General features: G+C 45.7%; 15 protein-coding genes and 1 CRISPR repeat array. Of the genes, 5 read left to right on the top strand and 10 right to left on the bottom strand.

The window, feature by feature from the left end:
* Positions 1–3 precede the first annotated feature (3 nt).
* The 10 genes from QBE54_RS01190 to QBE54_RS01145 all read right to left on the bottom strand — a co-directional run bounded on the left by QBE54_RS01190 (position 4) and on the right by QBE54_RS01145 (position 15,318).
* Positions 4–1,809 (bottom strand): glycosyltransferase family 2 protein, encoded by a 1,806-nt coding sequence (locus QBE54_RS01190; protein WP_369018537.1) that lies wholly within the window; start codon positions 1,807–1,809, stop codon positions 4–6.
* Positions 1,810–1,850: 41 nt separating this feature from the next.
* On the bottom strand, positions 1,851–3,980 hold the full coding sequence (locus tag QBE54_RS01185) for a cellulose biosynthesis cyclic di-GMP-binding regulatory protein BcsB (RefSeq protein WP_369018536.1): 2,130 nt from the start codon (positions 3,978–3,980) through the stop codon (positions 1,851–1,853).
* Between the two features lie 121 nt (positions 3,981–4,101).
* A CRISPR array of direct repeats spans positions 4,102–6,140; the repeat unit is 30 nt; unit sequence GTTTCAATCCCTTATAGGGAAGCTACAAAC.
* A gap of 830 nt (positions 6,141–6,970) precedes the next feature.
* Positions 6,971–7,312 carry a transposase gene (locus QBE54_RS01180; protein ID WP_369018535.1) on the bottom strand — a complete coding sequence of 114 codons (342 nt, stop codon included), beginning with the start codon at positions 7,310–7,312 and terminating at the stop codon, positions 6,971–6,973.
* A 208-nt stretch (positions 7,313–7,520) separates the two neighbouring features.
* The gene (gene cas2 / locus QBE54_RS01175) at positions 7,521–7,784 is read right to left on the bottom strand and encodes a CRISPR-associated endonuclease Cas2 (RefSeq protein ID WP_369018534.1); all 264 of its coding nucleotides are present in this window, start codon (positions 7,782–7,784) and stop codon (positions 7,521–7,523) included.
* A 12-nt stretch (positions 7,785–7,796) separates the two neighbouring features.
* Positions 7,797–8,792, bottom strand: coding sequence for a type I-B CRISPR-associated endonuclease Cas1b (cas1b, locus tag QBE54_RS01170; protein ID WP_369018533.1), 996 nt, complete (start codon positions 8,790–8,792; stop codon positions 7,797–7,799).
* Entirely contained in the window at positions 8,789–9,283 is a 495-nt protein-coding gene (gene cas4 / locus QBE54_RS01165; RefSeq protein ID WP_369018532.1) for a CRISPR-associated protein Cas4, read from the bottom strand. The genes cas1b and cas4 overlap by 4 nt, the downstream gene beginning before the upstream one ends.
* Before the next feature lie 9 nt (positions 9,284–9,292).
* Positions 9,293–11,674: a CRISPR-associated helicase Cas3' gene (gene cas3, locus QBE54_RS01160; protein WP_369018531.1), complete on the bottom strand. Its 2,382-nt coding sequence runs from the start codon at positions 11,672–11,674 to the stop codon at positions 9,293–9,295.
* A gap of 3 nt (positions 11,675–11,677) precedes the next feature.
* Positions 11,678–12,433 (bottom strand): CRISPR-associated protein Cas5, encoded by a 756-nt coding sequence (cas5, locus tag QBE54_RS01155; protein ID WP_369018530.1) that lies wholly within the window; start codon positions 12,431–12,433, stop codon positions 11,678–11,680.
* Between the two features lie 12 nt (positions 12,434–12,445).
* Entirely contained in the window at positions 12,446–13,396 is a 951-nt protein-coding gene (gene cas7b, locus QBE54_RS01150) for a type I-B CRISPR-associated protein Cas7/Csh2 (protein ID WP_369018529.1), read from the bottom strand.
* The gene (locus QBE54_RS01145; protein WP_369018528.1) at positions 13,393–15,318 is read right to left on the bottom strand and encodes a TIGR02556 family CRISPR-associated protein; all 1,926 of its coding nucleotides are present in this window, start codon (positions 15,316–15,318) and stop codon (positions 13,393–13,395) included. The genes cas7b and QBE54_RS01145 overlap by 4 nt, the downstream gene beginning before the upstream one ends.
* Before the next feature lie 191 nt (positions 15,319–15,509).
* Between QBE54_RS01145 and QBE54_RS01140 the strand changes: the two genes are divergently transcribed.
* From QBE54_RS01140 to QBE54_RS01120, 5 genes are all read left to right on the top strand, one after another.
* Complete coding sequence (locus tag QBE54_RS01140; RefSeq protein ID WP_369018527.1) at positions 15,510–15,749, top strand: nucleotidyltransferase domain-containing protein; 240 nt, start codon at positions 15,510–15,512, stop codon at positions 15,747–15,749.
* A 78-nt stretch (positions 15,750–15,827) separates the two neighbouring features.
* Positions 15,828–15,986 (top strand): hypothetical protein, encoded by a 159-nt coding sequence (locus tag QBE54_RS01135; protein WP_369018526.1) that lies wholly within the window; start codon positions 15,828–15,830, stop codon positions 15,984–15,986.
* A gap of 320 nt (positions 15,987–16,306) precedes the next feature.
* Positions 16,307–17,149, top strand: coding sequence for a DUF4097 domain-containing protein (locus QBE54_RS01130; protein WP_369018525.1), 843 nt, complete (start codon positions 16,307–16,309; stop codon positions 17,147–17,149).
* A gap of 28 nt (positions 17,150–17,177) precedes the next feature.
* Positions 17,178–17,834: a hypothetical protein gene (locus QBE54_RS01125; RefSeq protein ID WP_369018524.1), complete on the top strand. Its 657-nt coding sequence runs from the start codon at positions 17,178–17,180 to the stop codon at positions 17,832–17,834.
* Positions 17,831–18,385: a DUF488 family protein gene (locus QBE54_RS01120; protein ID WP_369018523.1), complete on the top strand. Its 555-nt coding sequence runs from the start codon at positions 17,831–17,833 to the stop codon at positions 18,383–18,385. Before QBE54_RS01125 ends, QBE54_RS01120 begins: the two co-directional genes overlap by 4 nt.
* Positions 18,386–19,023 lie beyond the last annotated feature (638 nt).

The following is a 19,023-nucleotide window of genomic DNA, read 5'->3' as shown; positions in this document are numbered from 1 at the left end:
GGATTACTGCTTTCCTCCCAGACCGTGAACGGTCTTCTCCCAGAAAAAGGGCCGGGTAAAAAGCTGAAAAATGCCTTTCCAAGCCGCCACTCCAGCCAGAAACCAATAAAAGAGGTTGAGCAAAGCAAAGGGAAGCAGCTCATAAAACCCTCTACGGAACACAGCAAGCATGGAAAGGTAAATGCCCAGGAAGTTGCCCAAAAGAAGGTTCAAAAGGCCGATAACCATTATGAAATCCGGTAAAAAGGAAAAGCCAAACGCCCGTTTTGTAAAAAGCCAGAAGACAAAAAGTAACCACAGAGGAACTGATGCTGCTTGACCCAGAGGTGTCCCTCCGATAAAAAGCTGTAGCGTAAGCCAACCAGAAAAACCAGAACTACGTAAAACTCGCAAAGGCCTGCGGTTGTGAACCAGAAAGGTCTGCAAGTATCCCTTGAGCCATCGGGAACGCTGCCTTATCCAGTTGCGGAGCTTACTGTTGGCCTCTTCAAAGGTAGTGGAATTGATGATCCCTACCCGGTAACCGCGGTAACTGGCCCTCATTCCCAGGTCAGCGTCTTCAGTAACGTTGAAGGGATCCCAGCCTCCAAGTTCCAGCAAGGCCTGAGTCTTGAAATGGTTGGAAGTTCCACCCAGAGGTATGGGCAGGCGAAGCACGAAAAGGCCGGGCAATAAATAGTCAAACCAATAAGAGTATTCCAGGGTGAACAATCTGGTAAGCAAGTTCTGGTTGCGGTTGTAAAAGTTGAGCGCTGCCTGAAGACATACAAACTCCGGGGGAGCGTTGCGGAAAGCAGCTACCGCCTTTTTGAGCTGGTCTGGTTCAGGAACATCTTCGGCATCGTAAATGGTGAGCAATTCTCCCCGCGCAAAGAAAAGACCAAAATTGCAAGCCCGGGGTTTCGTCTTGGGAGCACCTTCTGGAACAAGAATAAAGCGGACGTTATAAGGGGGGTGGCTTTTCTTGCAATTTTCCAGAGTTTCCCGGTCATTTTCTTCAATAAGGAAAAGAACATCCAGCTTCTCGGGTGGATAATCGAGTTGACGAATGCCTTCAACCAACTGTTTAATCACCGAAAGTGGCTCCCTATGGAGGGGCAGGAGAATGGTATACACAGGGAGCTCGTTTTCTCTCAGGTCTTTAAAATCACCCTCAAAGGTGATGCTCTCTTTTTCTATCCTTGCTCCCCAGAGGCTGATTACAAACTTGAACAGCACATTGGCAAAATAGGCCAGGTTAATTATAGAAAGGAGAACACTCAAAGTGGGAAGGGTGAAGAAAATCAGTCCCCAGAGAAAGGCAACTAAAGAGGCAACTCCCACCAACCACTGCAGAGGTGTGAAAACTCGTGATGCGGATTCCTGGGGAGAACGGAAGAGAAGACCAGCAGTAGCTTCATGAAGAATCGACTTTCCAAAGAAGCGATGGATAAGGTGGTCAAGTTCGTAAGGGGTAATCAATGCTTTCTCGACGTAAACCAGACCGAACTTTTCTCCAAGTAGCTTTTCCACCGAAGAATCGTGCTGAGAGACCACCGCTACCAGAAAGTGTCCCCCATCCCTTTTGATGGGGAAAAAGCGGAAGTGGATTAATTCCCGTACATTAAAAGACTTCAATAGCTCTTCATCAATAAGCCCGTAGAGCTCTTCCAGGTTCCTGCCTATGTAAGAAAGGTCTCCCTGTTCAGCCAGAACTTCGTAAAGCTTTAGCGGGCTAATCAAACCCCGGGAGACTAATATTTCCCCCAGGGGACTGCCACTAATTTTCTGTAGTTCCAGAGCTTCGCTGAGATCCTGCTCACTAATCAAGCCCCGTTCAAGAAGTATCTCGCCTAAAAGTTTTCTACTCTTTAAAGAGGTGGACGGGTCAGGCGGCGATACAGGAACCCGGCCAGAATCACGATTAGTGAAGCTCCCACCAGGAATATCACCAGACGGAAGCTCCGAAAAACCTCCCTCCAATGAGAAGGAATCCTCCACCCCGAAGGAGGTATCTCCACGGTCAAAAGCCTGGAAAGGCCTCCTTTTCCGATTATCGCCACGTTCCCGCTCAGCCACCGCAGGGTTTCAACTCCTTCAAAATTTTCCAGGAAGTAGCTCCGGGCAATATCTTTCTCCCGGTAAGGGATAAAAATTATTGCCGGGAATGCTCCTTCCCTGAAAACTGAAAGAACACCCAGCGGCTGGTCAGGAGAAGTCTCCAAAAGGCGTTCACTTTGTAACCCAGACCGCAAAACAATTGTCCCCTCATCAATCACTACCGGGGAAGAAAGAGACTTTAAAAGGGTATCTGGAGGGTCTACAAAAACCAAGAAATTTCGGGGGGAAACGCTTTTTTCCAGAAAAGGAAGGCAAGGCAAAAGAACAAAATCCCGCAGGGTGTAGATAAAGTTCTCGCAGGCAAAAGCAAGCGAAAGGGCCATTCTTTTTGCAGTCGGGGTACCGCGCAACCTGAGGTGGTCGCTGTATTCCCTGACACGTCGGGGAAGATAAAAAAGGTTGAAAAATGGCCTCCTAAAAACAGAGAGATTTAGCGAAGGGTCAAGCAAATCAGTAACCTGGGAATATTTGAGGACTTCTACCAAAATGGGCACCCGGTCTATCGTGCGCAGAGAAGCCACTATTTTAGAGGCAACCATCAAATCCTCAAAAGATGCTTTATCGGGAAGCACCACCTGAGCCTTGCCTGCAAAAAAAGTGGGAACATCCCCAAAGGTTAAAAGTTCTGGAAGAGACGCCAACTCCTCAACTTCAAGGTAGGACTTGCCACTAATGAAACCTTCAAAAGGTGCTTCACTTCGCCGACAATGACCCACTTCGGGGAAATAAGAAAAGCGGAACTCCAGAGAGTTTTCTCTCCCAAGAAGAGCAGTGGGAATCTGGACGGTAAGGGGAGAAAGCTCTTTTACTCCACCCATGTCAAGTTTTTCGCTGTAAACCATTTCTCCATTGAGCTTAATCGAAAAGGTAGCCTCATAACGCGAGGGAAGGTGGTTGCGGTAAAGGACCAGTTTGAGGCTACGGGGAAAACCTCCCAAATCAGAAAGCGTAAAGTAAACTGTTTGTTTCATTTCTCCTAAACCACGGAAAGTAAGCCCATCTGCTCCTAATCCACTCAGGGTTACCCTTTGTTTAGAATAGGAAAACTGCTTGTCCACTTTTTCAACCTTCGAGGAAGTAAAGACGAAAAACTCCGGAATACGCGTCAGGGCATCAACTCCCTGCGGAGTAAGATAAAGGGATTTATCATAAATTTCAAAATCCCGGTAACCTTCTTCTAACAGGAAAATGCGGCGGTGATCCGAGGACTCCGTTGTTTCTCCCTTATACATTCCAGCAGTTATCCGGACAGGCAATCCTCGGTAAAATCGACTCAAAAAAGCATAGAGCTCTATAAACGCCCTTTGAAGGTCCGGCGACCATTCACCAGAAGGAAGCAAAATCTCCACTTCATCCTCAGGGAAATGCAGGAAATCCTCGAGGCTTTTAAGGGGGGTATCTTTTCGGTAAAGGTTGAGCAAACTGTCTTTCCTTATAATCACAAACAGGTTGCCTGAAGCCAGGTCCTCACAGAAGTCATCGCTGATTACCAGATGAGCCTTGACTTCTATACTGTGTACATCTTTATCCGTAGAAAGAGCAGCAAGTGGGATACGAAAGCTGTTTTCACCAGCCCTCAAAGCGGCATTGAGGAGGAGCTCTCCATCGCCGTATATCGATACCGACGAAGGAGAACGAATAAGCTGAGAAGCATAAAGGTTAAGATAGAGAAAGCTGCGGCCCCAGTCCACGCCGGTGAAGTCAGGAAGGTAAAGGGTGTAAGCGGGATTGCCACCTTCGAGTTTCACGCTTTCTTTCCAGCCCAAGCTTGAAAAGGGTATCTGAAAGTAGCCCTCTCCTTCCCGAGCACCAAAGCTCAGCTCCACGAAAACAAGAGAAAGCAACAAGCAAATGCCTACCAGAAACAGCCCTTTCCTCATACACTCTTCCCCCAGAGAAAATCTTTCCCCATCCTTATTGAACAAGAAATTTATATCACCATAAGGAGAAACTGGCAAGAAGGGTAACAGGAAGGCTTCTCAGCAGCCAACATTTATGGTTTTTTCAATCCCTTATAGGGACGCTACAAACAATGGAAAAGCGAGGCCTATTGAAAATAGCTGAAGTGTTTCAATCCCTTATAGGGACGCTACAAACAGTTTTGGCAGGCAATAAAAAAAGGAGAACGAGAGTTGTTTCAATCCCTTATAGGGAAGCTACAAACCCGTCTCGGGTTGGAATATAAGAGATTGCGTGGTATCGTTTCAATCCCTTATAGGGAAGCTACAAACCCTTTTTATCATTTTGAAAACCCCCTTTCTTAATCTCGTTTCAATCCCTTATAGGGAAGCTACAAACCTTCTCCAGAGCTTTCCCATAGTCCCTGCGAGCAATGTTTCAATCCCTTATAGGGAAGCTACAAACCGGTAACTCCGTTTTCAGAAGGACCTTCTTCATCGGTGTTTCAATCCCTTATAGGGAAGCTACAAACGAACCCATTCGCTGTCATGAGGGTCTGTATGTAGATTGTTTCAATCCCTTATAGGGAAGCTACAAACATCAATGCAATTATCCATCAATGAATTAAAAGAACTAGGTTTCAATCCCTTATAGGGAAGCTACAAACCTTCCGATAGTGAATTCACAGATATAGAGCTGTGGTGGTTTCAATCCCTTATAGGGAAGCTACAAACGCTGTTTTTGCCTCTCTTTCTCCCTGTAATAGATTTGTTTCAATCCCTTATAGGGAAGCTACAAACGTTTATCGAGCTTCTCAATCTGAGAAACCCTTGAGAAGTTTCAATCCCTTATAGGGAAGCTACAAACCATCCACGCTTTTTCGATTTCGTCATCACATTCATCGGTTTCAATCCCTTATAGGGAAGCTACAAACCGTCGATGGATATTGCTCAACCTGAGGCCTTCATCCTGGTTTCAATCCCTTATAGGGAAGCTACAAACAAGCTCGACCGGGAGCCACCGTGGAAGGAGAAAAGTGGTTTCAATCCCTTATAGGGAAGCTACAAACTCCTCGGAGATTGAGCGCATGAAGCAACTCTTAGCGTTTCAATCCCTTATAGGGAAGCTACAAACACGAAAGAATCCTTCAGGCCGTAAAGCGGAATGGCGTGTTTCAATCCCTTATAGGGAAGCTACAAACGATGCTAAATACGAAATGGTCCACGATTCCGAAGGGGTTTCAATCCCTTATAGGGAAGCTACAAACGATACAAAACGGCGAAGTTGCTCGTCAGGCTCTTTTGTTTCAATCCCTTATAGGGAAGCTACAAACGATAGACGAAGAGGCAACAAGGGAACGCCGAAAACATAGTTTCAATCCCTTATAGGGAAGCTACAAACCGTATACATTGATTTTATCCCCAAAGTCTGGTTTCTGTTTCAATCCCTTATAGGGAAGCTACAAACTCGGGTTTAATCTTCTGTGCATAGGAACACCAAAGATGGGTTTCAATCCCTTATAGGGAAGCTACAAACATCGGCGAAACAAGCAGGAACTGAACCTGCCACTGTTGTTTCAATCCCTTATAGGGAAGCTACAAACAAGATCCCGCTCGGGAGCAAGCTTCTACAAACACGCCTGTTTCAATCCCTTATAGGGAAGCTACAAACTTGTGAGCACAAGTTCTTCGGTAATCTCTGTGCCCTCCAGGTTTCAATCCCTTATAGGGAAGCTACAAACTTCTGGAGATTTTCTACAAGCACAACCTTCAGTTCCTGTTTCAATCCCTTATAGGGAAGCTACAAACAAGCAAGGGTTCAAAGTTTTCAAGCGAGCAGTTTCTAGTTTCAATCCCTTATAGGGAAGCTACAAACTGCTCAAAAAATACGAAAGCCCCACCGAGGCACTACAGTTTCAATCCCTTATAGGGAAGCTACAAACTTGCTTGCACCTTTTTTACCAACTTTTATTTTCATAGTTTCAATCCCTTATAGGGAAGCTACAAACGGAAACAAGGGAATTGGCAACGAAACTCTACACAGGAGTTTCAATCCCTTATAGGGAAGCTACAAACTGGCGTTTGGAGATATAGACCAAGCAGAAGAGGAGTGTTTCAATCCCTTATAGGGAAGCTACAAACCCGTAAAAGGGTTATAAATAAAGGCTTTTTAAAATCGGTATTCACTTGTCAAGGTGCGTATCTGAAACCATTAAAACATGAACTAATACCCATGTCAAGAGACTTACAACCCATTTTCATTTTTCTGTCGATCCCCGGGGGTTTTCCGGTTACCGGACATCGACAGAAAAATCACCCCTCCTTAACCCCCAAAATACCCTCAAACCCGCACCACAAGCCCCAAAGAAGCCAAAATACCCTGAAACCCGCATGAAAACTCAATCAGAGGCCACAAAACCCCTATTTCGAGAACCATTTTCTGTCGATGTATTGGAAGCAAGAAAAGAAAGGACTTCCAGAAAGAGAAAAAGTTCAAAAATCGTGAAAGAAGGGGGGATGAAATAAGGAGATGCTGAAACAACAAGGGGATGCTGAAAAAAACTGAGACCCTGAAGTAAATCCTGAAATGCTGAGATTCCGAAAAACTGAGATCCTGAAATAAATTCAGGATGACGGCGAAGTCCGTCATTCCGAACTTGTTTCGGAATCTCAGGTGTTTAGATTAAACCATGAGATGATGAAATAACAAGGAGATGCTGAAACAAGTTCAGCATGACAAAAGCTGGAGATTTGTCAATTAAGTATGACTAAAACGTGAGATGCTGAAAGAGACCCTGAAACTATGGGATCCTGAAACAAGGAGACCCTGAAATAAGAGACCCTGAAATAACAAGGAGACCCTGAAACAAGAGATGCTGAAATAAATTCAGCACGGCCTTAATTAATATTAAGGCCGGTTCAGGGCGGTGTCGAAAAAACCGACACCGGTTCAGGATGTTCCGTGTTTCATTTCAAGTCCTTTGAAGACCAACATTTCTTTTCTCTCCTAAGTAATGGAGATCATAGGGTACACCTCTTTTCAGAGAGGCATTGGCTTGTCTCAACAGTTTACTGGCTGAAGCAGCGAGAGCTACTTTCCTGGGTTTACCTCTTCCAAGGAGCCGCTCATAGAGAGCCCGGCACTGGGAGTTGTAGCGGGAAGCAGTTAAGGCACAGAGAAAGAGGAGTTTGCGCAGGTAAGGGTTGCCTCTTTTACTCAGCCAGGCTCGGTTTCTGCTTTTTCCAGACTGCTCAATCTGGGGAGAGAGACCGGCAAACTGAACGACTTCTTTGGCTTTGGAGAAGCGCTCCATGCGATTGAAGTTAGCAAAAAGGAAGTAGGCTTTGCGTCCTGAAAAAAACCAAGCTTATAACAGTGTGTGTCTTTACTTGAGCTCCGAAATCTGGAACAAGATAGGAAAAAGGGCAATCTCGAACTCGGGAAAAAAGCGGATATTTTACAAAAACCTTCTGGAGTTAAGCGGGTAGCCATGTAAAGCAAAACCCAGAAAGCACAAACATTCATAGAAAGTTGCCCTTTCCACCCTTTTCCACCCCTAAAATTTGCCTCTCAGAATACTTGGTGGTCCGCATAATGTAAAAAATTACCGAATCTTTCTCCTCGCTTATACACCTTTTAAGTTCCGACTTCAAGCGCTCCAACCGGGCTTCGGTGATTTCTCCCTCCAAAACCGAATTCTGCACCCAGGTGAGGTACTTCCTGCCTATTTTGAGAACCTTATTAACTCGCTTTTCCTCCACGTCATAAACCATGATTACATACATGCGCAAAATAGCTTACCATTCTGCAAGAAGGGGCTGATATTCTTCTTCGCCAAGCAGGTGTTTTTCAATCTTGTAAAGCTCAAGGCGGATTAACCTGCGGTAGGAAACTTTGCGACCAATCCTTTTGTAATTCACTGTACTTTTCATCTTTTCTTCAAACTTCTCAACAAAAACCTTGCGACCCCTCTCGTTGAGATAAAGCCCACCCAGGCGTTCATCAAACTCACGGGAACTAATGGCTTTTTTATTCACCAAAGCAAAAATAACCCGGCTTACGATAACCGGCTTAAAGATTTCCGCCACATCAAGGTTAAGAGAAAACCTCCGGAAATTAGTGGCATGCAAAAAACCGATGCGGGGGTCAAGGTGAGTTTTGTATATCTCGGAAAGAACAGCTGCATAAAGCAGAGAGTTGCCAAAGCTAATCAGTGAATTGAGTTGATTTTCGGGTGGTCTTTTAGTTCTTTTTTCCATCTGAAAATCCTGGTCGTTCAAAATAACATCAAAAGATTGATAGTAGATATCCCAGGCATTGCCCTCCACAGCCATAAGCGCATCTGGAGTGTCTTGCTCTTCCAACCCACAAAGAAAACTTTCCATTTGACCAATTGCTGAAGCGAGAGCAAAACCACGGCGGTGGTAATACTTCAAAACGGCCTGGATGTTTTGCAACGCTCCCCGAACAAACTGCCGGGCCAGGACAAGCCTTTTCTCCGGTTCCAAATAATGCTCCGCTTGCCTCAAGATCAAACAACCAGAGTTATAGTGTTCCCGAGGGTAAAAGCTCCCCACGTAATATCCGTAATGATTGTAAAAATGGAGTAACACCGACTTTTGAGACAAAAATTCGAGGACTTCCTTGTTAAGCGTTACCTCTCCAAAAAAGTGAATATCCCGGACTCCCTCTACGGGCAGGTAGCGCTGGGAGCCGTCCTGGCTTTCAAAAAAGAGAGTATTCTGTTTTCTCTTGAGTATCCCGTGAGAAAAAGCGTAAATACTTTCACTCATGCAAAACAAAAATCCCTAAAAGCACAAGGTGTGCAGAGAGGAATCTTTTCCCGGCGAGGAGGAACTTCCTGAGCAATGATAAGCTCGATTTCACGCATCGCCCGCTTGAGTTCCTCCTCAATAGCTCTGTTCAGAACCAGGGGTATTTTTCTCTTTTCCCGGGGGAAGAGCACTTCACCCCTGGCTTTCACACCTCTTTCCTTGAGGTACCAGAGGTAAAAGTAAAGCTGCATGATGCCGCTTCTTTTGGAGCGACTTGATTTTTTTATTTCCCCAACTATCAACTTGCCCTCTTCGCTCCTGACTATATCAATCAGGACATCCCCGATTAAAAACTTCTTTTTTTCTTCCTGGTAACTTTCTTCTTCCACCAGGCGCCCCAGGTCCAAAAAAGGGTTATCCTGGTCTGGAGTGATTTGGTGAGCCATATACCAGAGCTCCCGCTTGCAGGCGTAATAGCTGGCAATCATAGTTCCGTTAATCCTTTGCATAATCCCCTCCTATATCATTATCGCCTGTGGCCCAGAATCGCCTACCCGAAAGCCAGTTTCCGGGTTATAAAACTCCTCTACTCGTTCAAAGGGTACATAACCCAGGTTTTCAGAAAACATGATTTCAAACAAAACAGCTTCTCTTTTTTTGTTCACCCGAACGTTGACAATATAGGCTTCAAAGTCTCTGCGTATTCGGAGCAGTTCCTTTTTTCTCTCCCAGGGCTTTAGGCTTCCCTCACCGGTAATCTCCCGAAAGCGCTCCCAAACTCTCTGAGCTTTTTCATCTTTTTCAATAAACACCGGGAAAATGAACCCCTTTTCATCTATGAGCTGAAAATGAGCCACTGACTTTTCTCCTTCCTCGTAAAAGCGCAGATTGAGTAATGCTCGGTAAATGTCCTCGGCCTCTTCGAAAGACTTCCACTCTCCAACTTTTTTGAAATACCGGTCGGCAAGGCTCAGAAAATCTTCCTCTTTAACCTCCTGTAAGTCCTTCAAAATCTGAAAGGAAAGACCTGGAAGCAGCTTTTGATACACATATTGGGCGTAATCTTTTCCCCGTTCATCTCTGAGGTGAACCACCATAACTTCGCCTCCGCCTGCGCCTCTTTGGAAGTTGCGGTTGCAGCGGCCAGCTACCTGGATGATGGAATCCAGAGGACCAAGGTCTCTTACTGTACAGTCAAAATCAAGGTCCACTCCTGCTTCTACCACCTGGGTGGAAACAAGCACCGGTTTTCTACCTTCTTTAAGTGCTTCCTTTACTTCCCGGATGCGGTTGAGTTTGTCAGCTGAAACCAGGTTAGCCGAGAGATAGTAAAGTTCGGAAATGCCCATTTCCTTAAGCTTTTCATACACCGCAAGCGAGGAACGAATGGTGTTCAGAACCAAAAGGTAAGACTTCGAAGAGTTGTAGAACTCCTCGGCAAACCACCGGGTAAAATCTTCAACGCTTTGCGGCTCTACGACCCGAGGACGGAGTGTTACCCGGCGAAGAGACCGAAAATATTTTTCCTTTTCCTCAAGAAGCTCCAGAGCTTCTCTCTCTTGAAAAATAAGGGGTCTGGTAGCTGTAGAAAGTATGATAAAACACCCCAGATATTTGACCATCAACTTGAAAACCCTGCGCAGAAGAGGCCAATATTCAGCCGGCACATTCTGCACTTCGTCCAGGATGATAATACTGCGGGCGACGTTGTGGTACTTGCGCAGGAAGCGGTTCTTGAACCCGATAACCGAGTGCAAAAGCTGCACAAAAGTGGTAACGATTACTTCTGATTCCCAGGATTCAATGAGCGCCAGGGCTTCGTCAAACTCCTTCTCCTCGCCCTCTTCTACATAGCGCAGGTCGGAGAGGTGATGATGTCCCAGAATGTAAGCTGAGCTGTTCTCTGTGAAATCGTCAAGCTGGGAAAGAACCTCGCTCAAAACTCCAAAGTTCTGGTCGATGATGGATATGAAGGGGAGGGAATAAACTATGCGGGGTAGGTAATGGAGTTCCTTTTCGATTCGCTCCCGAAGCTTGAGGGCAAAAGCAAAACCGGTAAGAGTCTTACCCGACCCGGTAGGTGCAGTGAGAGTTAAAAGGCGGTCTCTGCGCAGGTCCAGAGTTGCCACCTTGCCAGTCACCTGATTAAAAATTTCCTCCCGCAGCGCATTAATGTTTCCTGAGCTTTGTCCAAATTTCCTCTCCTTGTAGGTCTCAACCAGGGAAGAAGGCAAAGCTCGCCGCTCAATGACTTCAACCTCTCCAGCGGATTTTTTGTCAGCGTCAATCAGAGCCGAAAAAAGACTCAAAGTAAGCACTGCCACCCGCTCCTTTTTGTCTTCGGCAGTCTTTTTTTCCAACCAGTACTTCGCCCTGCGCAGCTTATACATCACATCTTCCAGTTTTCCAGCAAACTCCTCGAGTAAGGGCAAACCCAGTTCCCCTAAGTCCTGGTTAATGTCCTCTGCATTTCCCTTCAAATTGTCCACTTGCTTGAAAACTATTTCCCGATGCTCGCTGCCTTCCCGAAGGCGCTCCTCAATGTGTGAGAGGGAGCGCAAATCCACATGGTGGTGAAAAACCACGAAGAAGGCTACAAGGGGTAGGTATTCGGCTATTTCTTCCACCCCCGGCAAGACCTCGGCAAGGCGCTCAACAACCAGTGCCGAATACAGCGCCGAAAGCAGAGCGTGGTCAGACAATTTCCTCCAGTCCTTGCGGCCAAATAAGCGGTCTTGAAAATAGGTGGTGTACTTGCCAAAATCATGAGTTATCCCAATAATGTATGCAAGTTCCCCAAGGTCTCCCGGGGTATCGAAAAAGAAAAACTCCCGGCACCTACTCCCCACTTCCTTGAGATGCTCTTTAAGAAGAATTCCCTGATGCGAGTAAAACTGCATTCTTTAGTCCTCCATAAAAATAATCCGCTCCTTGAAACCGGAAATTTTTACCCGATATACCGTTCCCCGACCTCGAAGCTGGATAGTTCCTGTTTTCACCTCACCCACAAACTCCCGCGGTGGCTGATTGAGCCGTCTTTCTGCGTCGAAAGAAAAGGGCATGAGTTCCTTGACATAAAAAGCTCCTTCCCGAAATCCAATAAAGCACTCATTTCTTCTCAAATACTCCGTTCCCACTACCGAACTTACCTCGACTTCACCGTCAAATTCCTCTTTCTCAGCCTCGCCCAAACCCACGAAAGAAAGGTGAGCTAAACACTCCGAAATGCCCAAGTAAAGCGGAAAACAAACCCGCTCCTTGCTGACCATCTCCTTCAACCGGGAAAAAAGCTGCTCATCACCATGCCAGAGAAAGAGACGGTACACAACAAGTTCCCGGTAATCATAGGGTAGAACGAATTCAAGAGGTATTTGGGTGTGCTGCCCGGCACTCAGGTTGAATTGAGCAGGCTTTTCCGCCCACACATAGTTGACGGTTTGTATTTTCTTTCTGAGCGGCGAGCGGATGGAAAGCGCCACACGGGCTTTGTCTTGGGAAAAAAGCTCATAGTAAGAATCCCGAGGCAAACCCAGTATCCCCGCTACCATTCCAAAAATCGTGGTGCGGGGAGGAAAAAAGTAGGAAAGGGATGAAGAGTTGGTATAGTACTGTCTGAAGTGAGCCATTTTCCCAAGGATGTCAAATACCAAGACTTCCATAGTAATCACCGCCTAAAGTGAGGAAACGACCTGAACAGCACCACCCAGAGCTTTTTGCAACTCTCCCTGTAGCGAACCTTGCTTAATGCGCAAATCAGGGTCTTCAAGAACCAGGATGCGGGCTATTTTGTCTTTATTCTGAGCCAGAAAATCAACCAGAAGAGAAATATCAACTTCAAAATCGTAAACATCCCGCAAGCCCTCTGCAGGCTCAATACTGATTTTCCCTCTTGGGTCCCCCAGAAAAGTGTATGAATCCCGATACTCTACTCGCATAAGAAGGCGCGGTTTTTGGCCAATTTTGCTTCTGGTCGAGGCCATAAGTGGAATGGCATTCCATAGCGCATCGTCAAGGAGCCGCACGTCCTCTTCGCTCAAGCGGGTGTACTGCGCCCGGTAACCGCTCACTATCCCGTAAAAGGCAATCAGAGAATAGTAAAGCCTCCAGTCCTTGCCAAAAGTACCGTACTCACCCTTTCCTTCACCGCTTCGTCCTGCAAACATGGAAGTGATGGAGTTTGAGCGCACCAACTCCACTTTATTGAGCGAATATCCCCAATTAAACTGCACCGGGCCAGTGAAAGTCGAGCTGGCTCCTCGCCCGCCTTCATCCTGAGCCTTGATGGGCATGGTGGCTCCAAAAAGACGTACATCAATGAGTCGGTCGAGTATTTGCTCCACATCCTCTGGAGAAAGAGACTTCAGCTTATCCCTACCAAGGAGTATTTGTAGGCGCTCTGTGGCGTCCACCGTTTCTCCGTCCACCTTGGTAACAAAAATCTCATAACCCTTGCTTCCCAGATAATCTCGAATGTAGCGTTTCAGGCGTACATCACTGACCAGGTTTACCTCTTTTTCATAATCCATGCGAGGCTTGTTCTCATCATCGGGGTCCCCGTTGGGGTTGGTCATTTTGGCATCATAGAGAAAAAGAATTTCCGAATTTCGTCCATAGGTGTTCATTGTTCCTCCTCCTCTTCCCCTCTTTTGTTCCGGGTCACCATCTGGTAAGTGCAGAAGGCATACCCGGAAAGGATATAGTAAACATTTTCGGCCTCTGAAAGCTTCCAGTTTTTAATGTGGGCATCCAACAAACTCTTCATGACTGCAAAAGTTTTCTCGTTGTACTTACGAATCTGATACTGGTCCAGCTTTTCAAAAACCTCGTTGGAAAGAGCAAGTATTCTTTTGGCACTCATCCCGTTAAAATTAATCTTATTCAGGATGGGCTTTTTGGCCGAATCACTACCCCTTAACTGCCTGGCACCAATTTCTCCGATGAGATACCCGAGAAGGAAAAGAGCAGTCTCCTCCTCCGAATACCCCATCCTCCTTACGTACTGTGCTATGTCTTCACCCAACACTTCAAGATTAGCTTCCACTGTTTTTCCACCCCCTTTTAGCAAAGATAATTTTTCAAAAAACTTAAGCAAAAGCTGCGTTTGCAGGATGGAGCGAACCAAGCCCCATTCAGAGTTGTTGCCAGGATTTACGTTGTAGTCTGGCCTACCAAAGTAGTAGACCTGAGCTAAAGTGAGGAAAAAGTGCATCAACAGGTTACGGTCCAGGGGATAACCTAAGAAAAGGTGCTCATATACATCCAGAATTTTGCGGTGCTCCACTTCCGCCCCGGAGCGCACCGGAAGAAGATAGTACATCCCGTTAAGAGATAACAACCAGTCTTTGCTCTCTCCCAGAAGCTCCGCACCAAGCTTCCGGGTCTCCTCAAGTGCCTCTCTGATTTCCTGCACTCTGCGCAGGGGTACTTCCCGGATCAAGCGCTTGATTTTGAAGGAACTCTGTTCGCTGCGATAAAAAAGGAGGTCCACGTAGCCATAGTCAATAAGCTTTGCAAACTCCTGGTAATCTTTAAGTTCTTGCTCTACTTCCTCTCTGAATTTCAGGAAACCCTCTGGAGTGAAAGTGGAAACCACCAATCGCCTGGATAAATCCATCCAGCTTGTGGTAAGAGTTTTTTCCACCGGATTGGAAAAAAGACCCGGAATGATGTACAGGGTATTCCGAGCCAAACTGGCGCTCAAATAATTTCGCAGGTAGCGCATGCCGGAGATGAGGTCCTTGTAACATTCCCGACACAGGGCAAAATTTTTAGCAAAACCAGCGTCTTTGCTCTTGCCAGCCAAATCTGAGGAAAAAATAATTAGCTTGGTGATATAAAATTTATCTGGAAGGCGCGTGGTGTCGAAGGTAAGCTGGTCCTCCCTGCCGCAAACATAACAAGTGCCTCTAAAAGAGCCCTTGAATTGCTCTTCTACCATTGAGCGCTCAAGATAGGTTACATACTCTTCAAGTTCTGAGGGTTTCTTCCCCTCAATAAGCAGTGAAAAAAGGCCGAAATCCTTATCCGAAAAATTGTAATGCTCTTTCAGAAGCTTGAAAAAAAGCTTTATGTACTCTCTCTGGAATTTTTTAACATCCTCTGCCTGGGGCAATTCAATTGTAGAAGGAAAATCCCGCACTTTCCGAATGTCCAGAAAGCGAACTTTACCACTCCCTACTCCTGCTTCAGTAAAAAACTTTCCCACCACCTCAGCAATAGTCTCTTTGAGCTCTCCATCCTCGAGCTTTGAGTTCAGGTTGGGTAAGGCATCAAAGAAAAGATAGCGGAGTTGGTCCGTGGTTAGCCTATCCTGGGGAATGCTCCCCTTGCAGTTTCCAACCCACAAATACTCTTCACACACTCTATCGCTGAGTTCGGGAAAGGAAAGCTCGATGCAGCCCTCAGCAATGCGGAAATCCATTGCAAGAAGGTGTTTCTTGCTTCCATCCCGGTCCTCCGGTGGCCGGTTAACCAGGCTGAAAATAAAACCCCTGGAAGTGCTTTCCCGGTAAGCTTTTCCTACTTGCCTTATTCCTTCCAGCACATTTCCACCCCCCTTGAGTAAGATTGTACAACAGCGGAGGGTCAATTCCTGACACTGAAAGAGAGAATAAAAAATTTTTCCAAAAAATTTGAAGAAAAATTGGCCAGGAAAATGATTTCTATTTTTTTGCTTTTCACGCAAGGTTCTCATGCTAAGATTTGAAGAGAAAGCCCTGTAGCGAGGCAAAACCTATGAACGAAAAAAACCTGTTAAAAAAGACAATTCATGAAGTAATGAAGGCAAGCGATTTTAAAATTTCGCGCATCATCCTATTTGGCTCTCGAGCCAGGGGCAATGCTAAACCAACCAGCGACTGGGGCGTAATGATAATCATCAAAGACGAAATACCCGCAAAAGCAAAAATGTATTATTCAAAAAAGATAAGGGAAAAAACTCGCTCGACTTGGAATAGATGGCGATATAATTTTTAAATCCGAAAGCGAAGTAGAGCGGGACAAAGAAATACCAGGCACCGTTACCAGGGAAGCAGTAAAAGAAGGTGTTCCCCTTTGATTGCCGAAAAAGTCAAAAGGTGGTTAATTAAAGCTACCGAAGATTTAAAGGTAATCGAACACGAAATAAAACTTTCCGAAGAAGAAATGGCCAAAGGAGCGGTATGCTTTCACTGTCAGCAGTTTGTGGAAAAACCCATAACCTTGAATTCTTAACCGAACTCCGCAGAAAACAAGACTCTGCTTTCGAAGAAATGGAAACCGGAAGTCTTACCTTTTACACAGCCGAAATAAGATATCCCGATGAGTTTTATCCTCCCTCGTTGGAAGAAGTCAAAATAGTAAAAAAGCGTTGAAAAAAACTGGGTTTTGAATTCGATAGTTTGCTTGAAAACAAACAATAAACTGGCAACCAGGGGAAACAAAAACCTCTACTCCCATCCCAATGGTAAAGTTGCATAAAACCTCCTCAAAAAATTCGGGCATCGACCCTCTTGAAAATGCTACAATGAGAAAAACCGGAAGGGAGGCTCGCGATGACCCGGAAGTGGCTTGCAAGAATTTTTTTGATAGCCCTTTTCTCTTTACTTTGCGCTGCAATGGCCTGGGCTTGCGAAGAGCCAATCATAAAGAGTTTTCTGGTAAAAGAAGGAGTTGCCGTGTCTGTATCCAGTATCCGGGGTAAAGTGGCTATAGAAGGACACCGGGAAAGCGTGGTCAACATGGTAGCCACCAAATATGTAAAGGGACTTCCCGAAGAAAAAGCCCGGGAATTGCTATCGCAGGTTGAGGTGAAAACCGAGGTGGAAGAAAACGCAATCCGGATTGCCACCGAGCCCCTGGATGCGCTCTCGAATTCTCTCCTTTCCCTCTACCCACCCCGTGTGAATTATCTTCTGGCCATCCCTCAAAGCTCCAGAGTGGACGTCCAAACCATAAGCGGAGCAATAAAAGTCAAAAACATTGGAAACGAAGTGGAAGCAAAAACGGTAAGCGGAGAAACCCTGGTGCAGGGCTTGGCTGGAAAGGTCAAACTGGAAAGCATAAGTGGAAAAATTACCGTGGAAAGGTTATTGGGAAATCTCGAGGTGCGCACAGTAAGCGGCAGGGTTGAAGTTGCTATCCCCCCGAGTGAAGACCCGCTCGAAATCAACATCTCTTCAGTAAGCGGGGATGTTCTCATCCTGGTTCATGAAAGAGAAGGTTTTGAACTTTCGGTTGAGACCGTATGCGGGCAGTTTCTTTCGGAAATACCATTGAGGATTCGGGAAGGAAATTCTCCGGGATGGCAAACCTTACAGGGTCGCACCATTGTTGAACCCCGAAAAAAGATAGTGGTGAAAACCACATCGGGAAACATATCGATTAAAAAGCTCTAATTTCGAGCACTTTCAGGAGGGGAAGAACATGGCAAAAAGAATATTGATGCTCGCTACTTTGGTTTTTCTTACTTTCTTTGCTTTGGGTGGATGTAGTTCCGGGAACAATTCCCAGGATTTTCCGGTCTTTGAAGAGCTAAACTTTACAAAGGGTCTTTTATTTTTCGAACAGTGGGTCCACATCGAAGGTGATCCTGGCTCCCCTTATGTTTACATTGACTTTCCAACCTATAGATTCTCTGAAGAGGAAGGGTTGCTTATAAGCTTCAACCAGGCTTTTGGTAGTGGAGAAGGAAAGATAAACCCCCAAGTGGTGAACCTTGTAGTTGGAGAGGGCACTTCACTTTCTGGCTCTGCCGGTTCAGGAGCAGCCAGCGGTTTGCAAGGAATAACGGACTTCCCTTTTCGCACCGGGTACCAGATACTTTCCGTCCAGGAAATGCGAGAAGACGGAAGCTTGCTGCTTCGAAAATCGAGCTCAACCATTACCTTCTTTGATTTCACTTTTAACAATCCACTCCCCAACGGGGTGTTTCTCATTCGTCCCGGGGAAAAGTTGGAATATTCCGTCAACAAGGATTTTTATTTTGCTGGAGCAATGCACAGGCTCACCCTTACCATACAACTTCGCTGTGCATTCATCGACCGAGCCAACTGCCAAAACGGAAACTGGAGCGATGCGTGAAGGAAGGATGGAGAAAGGTAAAGGAGGTGGTTGCATTCGACAAAGTACTTGTCGTTTACACCATAGGACATTCCAATCATTCACTTGAGCGCTTCCTGGAGCTTTTGAAGCGACACGACATTCAGTTAGTGGTCGATGTTCGTTCTCATCCTTACTCCCGGTATGTTCCGCATTTTAACCGGGAAACCCTCCAAAAAGCACTTAAAACACAGGGTATTCAATACCTTTTCCGGGGCAATCTCCTTGGTGGGCGTCCCAAAGAACAAGAGTTTTACAATCAAAAGGGGGAAGTGCTTTATGAACGCTTGGCAAAGGCACCTTTCTTCGAAAAGGGTTTGGCTGAAGTGCTTCAGCTTGCATCCTCAGCAAAACTTGCCCTCATGTGCAGTGAAGAAAATCCCCACTCCTGCCACCGCTTTCTTTTGATAGGAAAGGAGTTACTCAAAAGAGGAGCAAAGGTATTCAACATCCTTGGAGATGGAAGCCTTGAAGAAGGTAAAAGTGAGCAGTCAAATAAAGCCAATAACGCTCTGCCGGAAAGCACGTATTGAATTGCTGGACCTGCTGCCCCAGCTTAAGGAATTGCTAAAAAGGAAATAGGTGTTTGGAAATCAGCAGTGTAGATTTGAGATTCCACTTTCTATTTCCCGGTCTTACTACCATTTCTGCAATACCCAATGAGTTTTCTTTTTTGCTGAAGCAAATCCAGAAACAGTGAAACCCTGAAAGAACGAGATGCTGAAACAAGAGAGCCTGAAATAGACGCTGAAATAACGAGACCTTGAAACTATGAGATGCCGAAACGAAGGGATGCTGAAATAAATTCAGGGCGGCCTTAATATTAAGGCCGGTTCAGGATGACAAAAGCGGGAAACTTGTCAGTTAAGTATGACTAAAACGTGAGATGTGAAACAAGGAGATGCTAAAACAAGGAGACTCTGAAACGAGAGAGCCTGAAAAACGAGATCCCGAAACAATGAGACCCTGAAATAAGAGATGCTGAAGCAAGAGAGCCTGAAAAACCGAGATCCTGAAATAGACGCTGAGGTTCGTCATTTCAAATTGACAAATGTAAAGAATTCGTCATTCCGAACTGACCGAAATCAAAAATTTCGGTCATTCCGAACTTGTTTCGGAATCTCAGGGTTTGGGTTAAACCATGAGATGATGAAATAAGAGACCCTGAAAC

This window comes from Thermatribacter velox, assembly GCF_038396615.1.
Taxonomy (GTDB): Bacteria; Atribacterota; Atribacteria; order Atribacterales; family Thermatribacteraceae; genus Thermatribacter; species Thermatribacter velox.
Note: the sequence above shows the minus strand (reverse complement) of the source record. Positions and strands in the feature narration are given on the sequence as shown.

What these genes read in the sequence shown, in the direction of transcription:
- cas1b (WP_369018533.1), bottom strand. Translation starts at nt 8,792, where the DNA reads ATGAGTGAAAGTATTTACGCTTTTTCTCACGGGATACTCAAGAGAAAA.
- cas7b (WP_369018529.1), bottom strand. Translation starts at nt 13,396, where the DNA reads ATGAACACCTATGGACGAAATTCGGAAATTCTTTTTCTCTATGATGCC.
- QBE54_RS01130 (WP_369018525.1), top strand. Translation starts at nt 16,307, where the DNA reads ATGACCCGGAAGTGGCTTGCAAGAATTTTTTTGATAGCCCTTTTCTCT.
- cas3 (WP_369018531.1), bottom strand. Translation starts at nt 11,674, where the DNA reads ATGCAGTTTTACTCGCATCAGGGAATTCTTCTTAAAGAGCATCTCAAG.
- QBE54_RS01125 (WP_369018524.1), top strand. Translation starts at nt 17,178, where the DNA reads ATGGCAAAAAGAATATTGATGCTCGCTACTTTGGTTTTTCTTACTTTC.
- QBE54_RS01180 (WP_369018535.1), bottom strand. Translation starts at nt 7,312, where the DNA reads ATGGAGCGCTTCTCCAAAGCCAAAGAAGTCGTTCAGTTTGCCGGTCTC.
- QBE54_RS01140 (WP_369018527.1), top strand. Translation starts at nt 15,510, where the DNA reads ATGAACGAAAAAAACCTGTTAAAAAAGACAATTCATGAAGTAATGAAG.
- cas2 (WP_369018534.1), bottom strand. Translation starts at nt 7,784, where the DNA reads ATGTATGTAATCATGGTTTATGACGTGGAGGAAAAGCGAGTTAATAAG.
- cas4 (WP_369018532.1), bottom strand. Translation starts at nt 9,283, where the DNA reads ATGCAAAGGATTAACGGAACTATGATTGCCAGCTATTACGCCTGCAAG.
- cas5 (WP_369018530.1), bottom strand. Translation starts at nt 12,433, where the DNA reads ATGGAAGTCTTGGTATTTGACATCCTTGGGAAAATGGCTCACTTCAGA.
- QBE54_RS01185 (WP_369018536.1), bottom strand. Translation starts at nt 3,980, where the DNA reads ATGAGGAAAGGGCTGTTTCTGGTAGGCATTTGCTTGTTGCTTTCTCTT.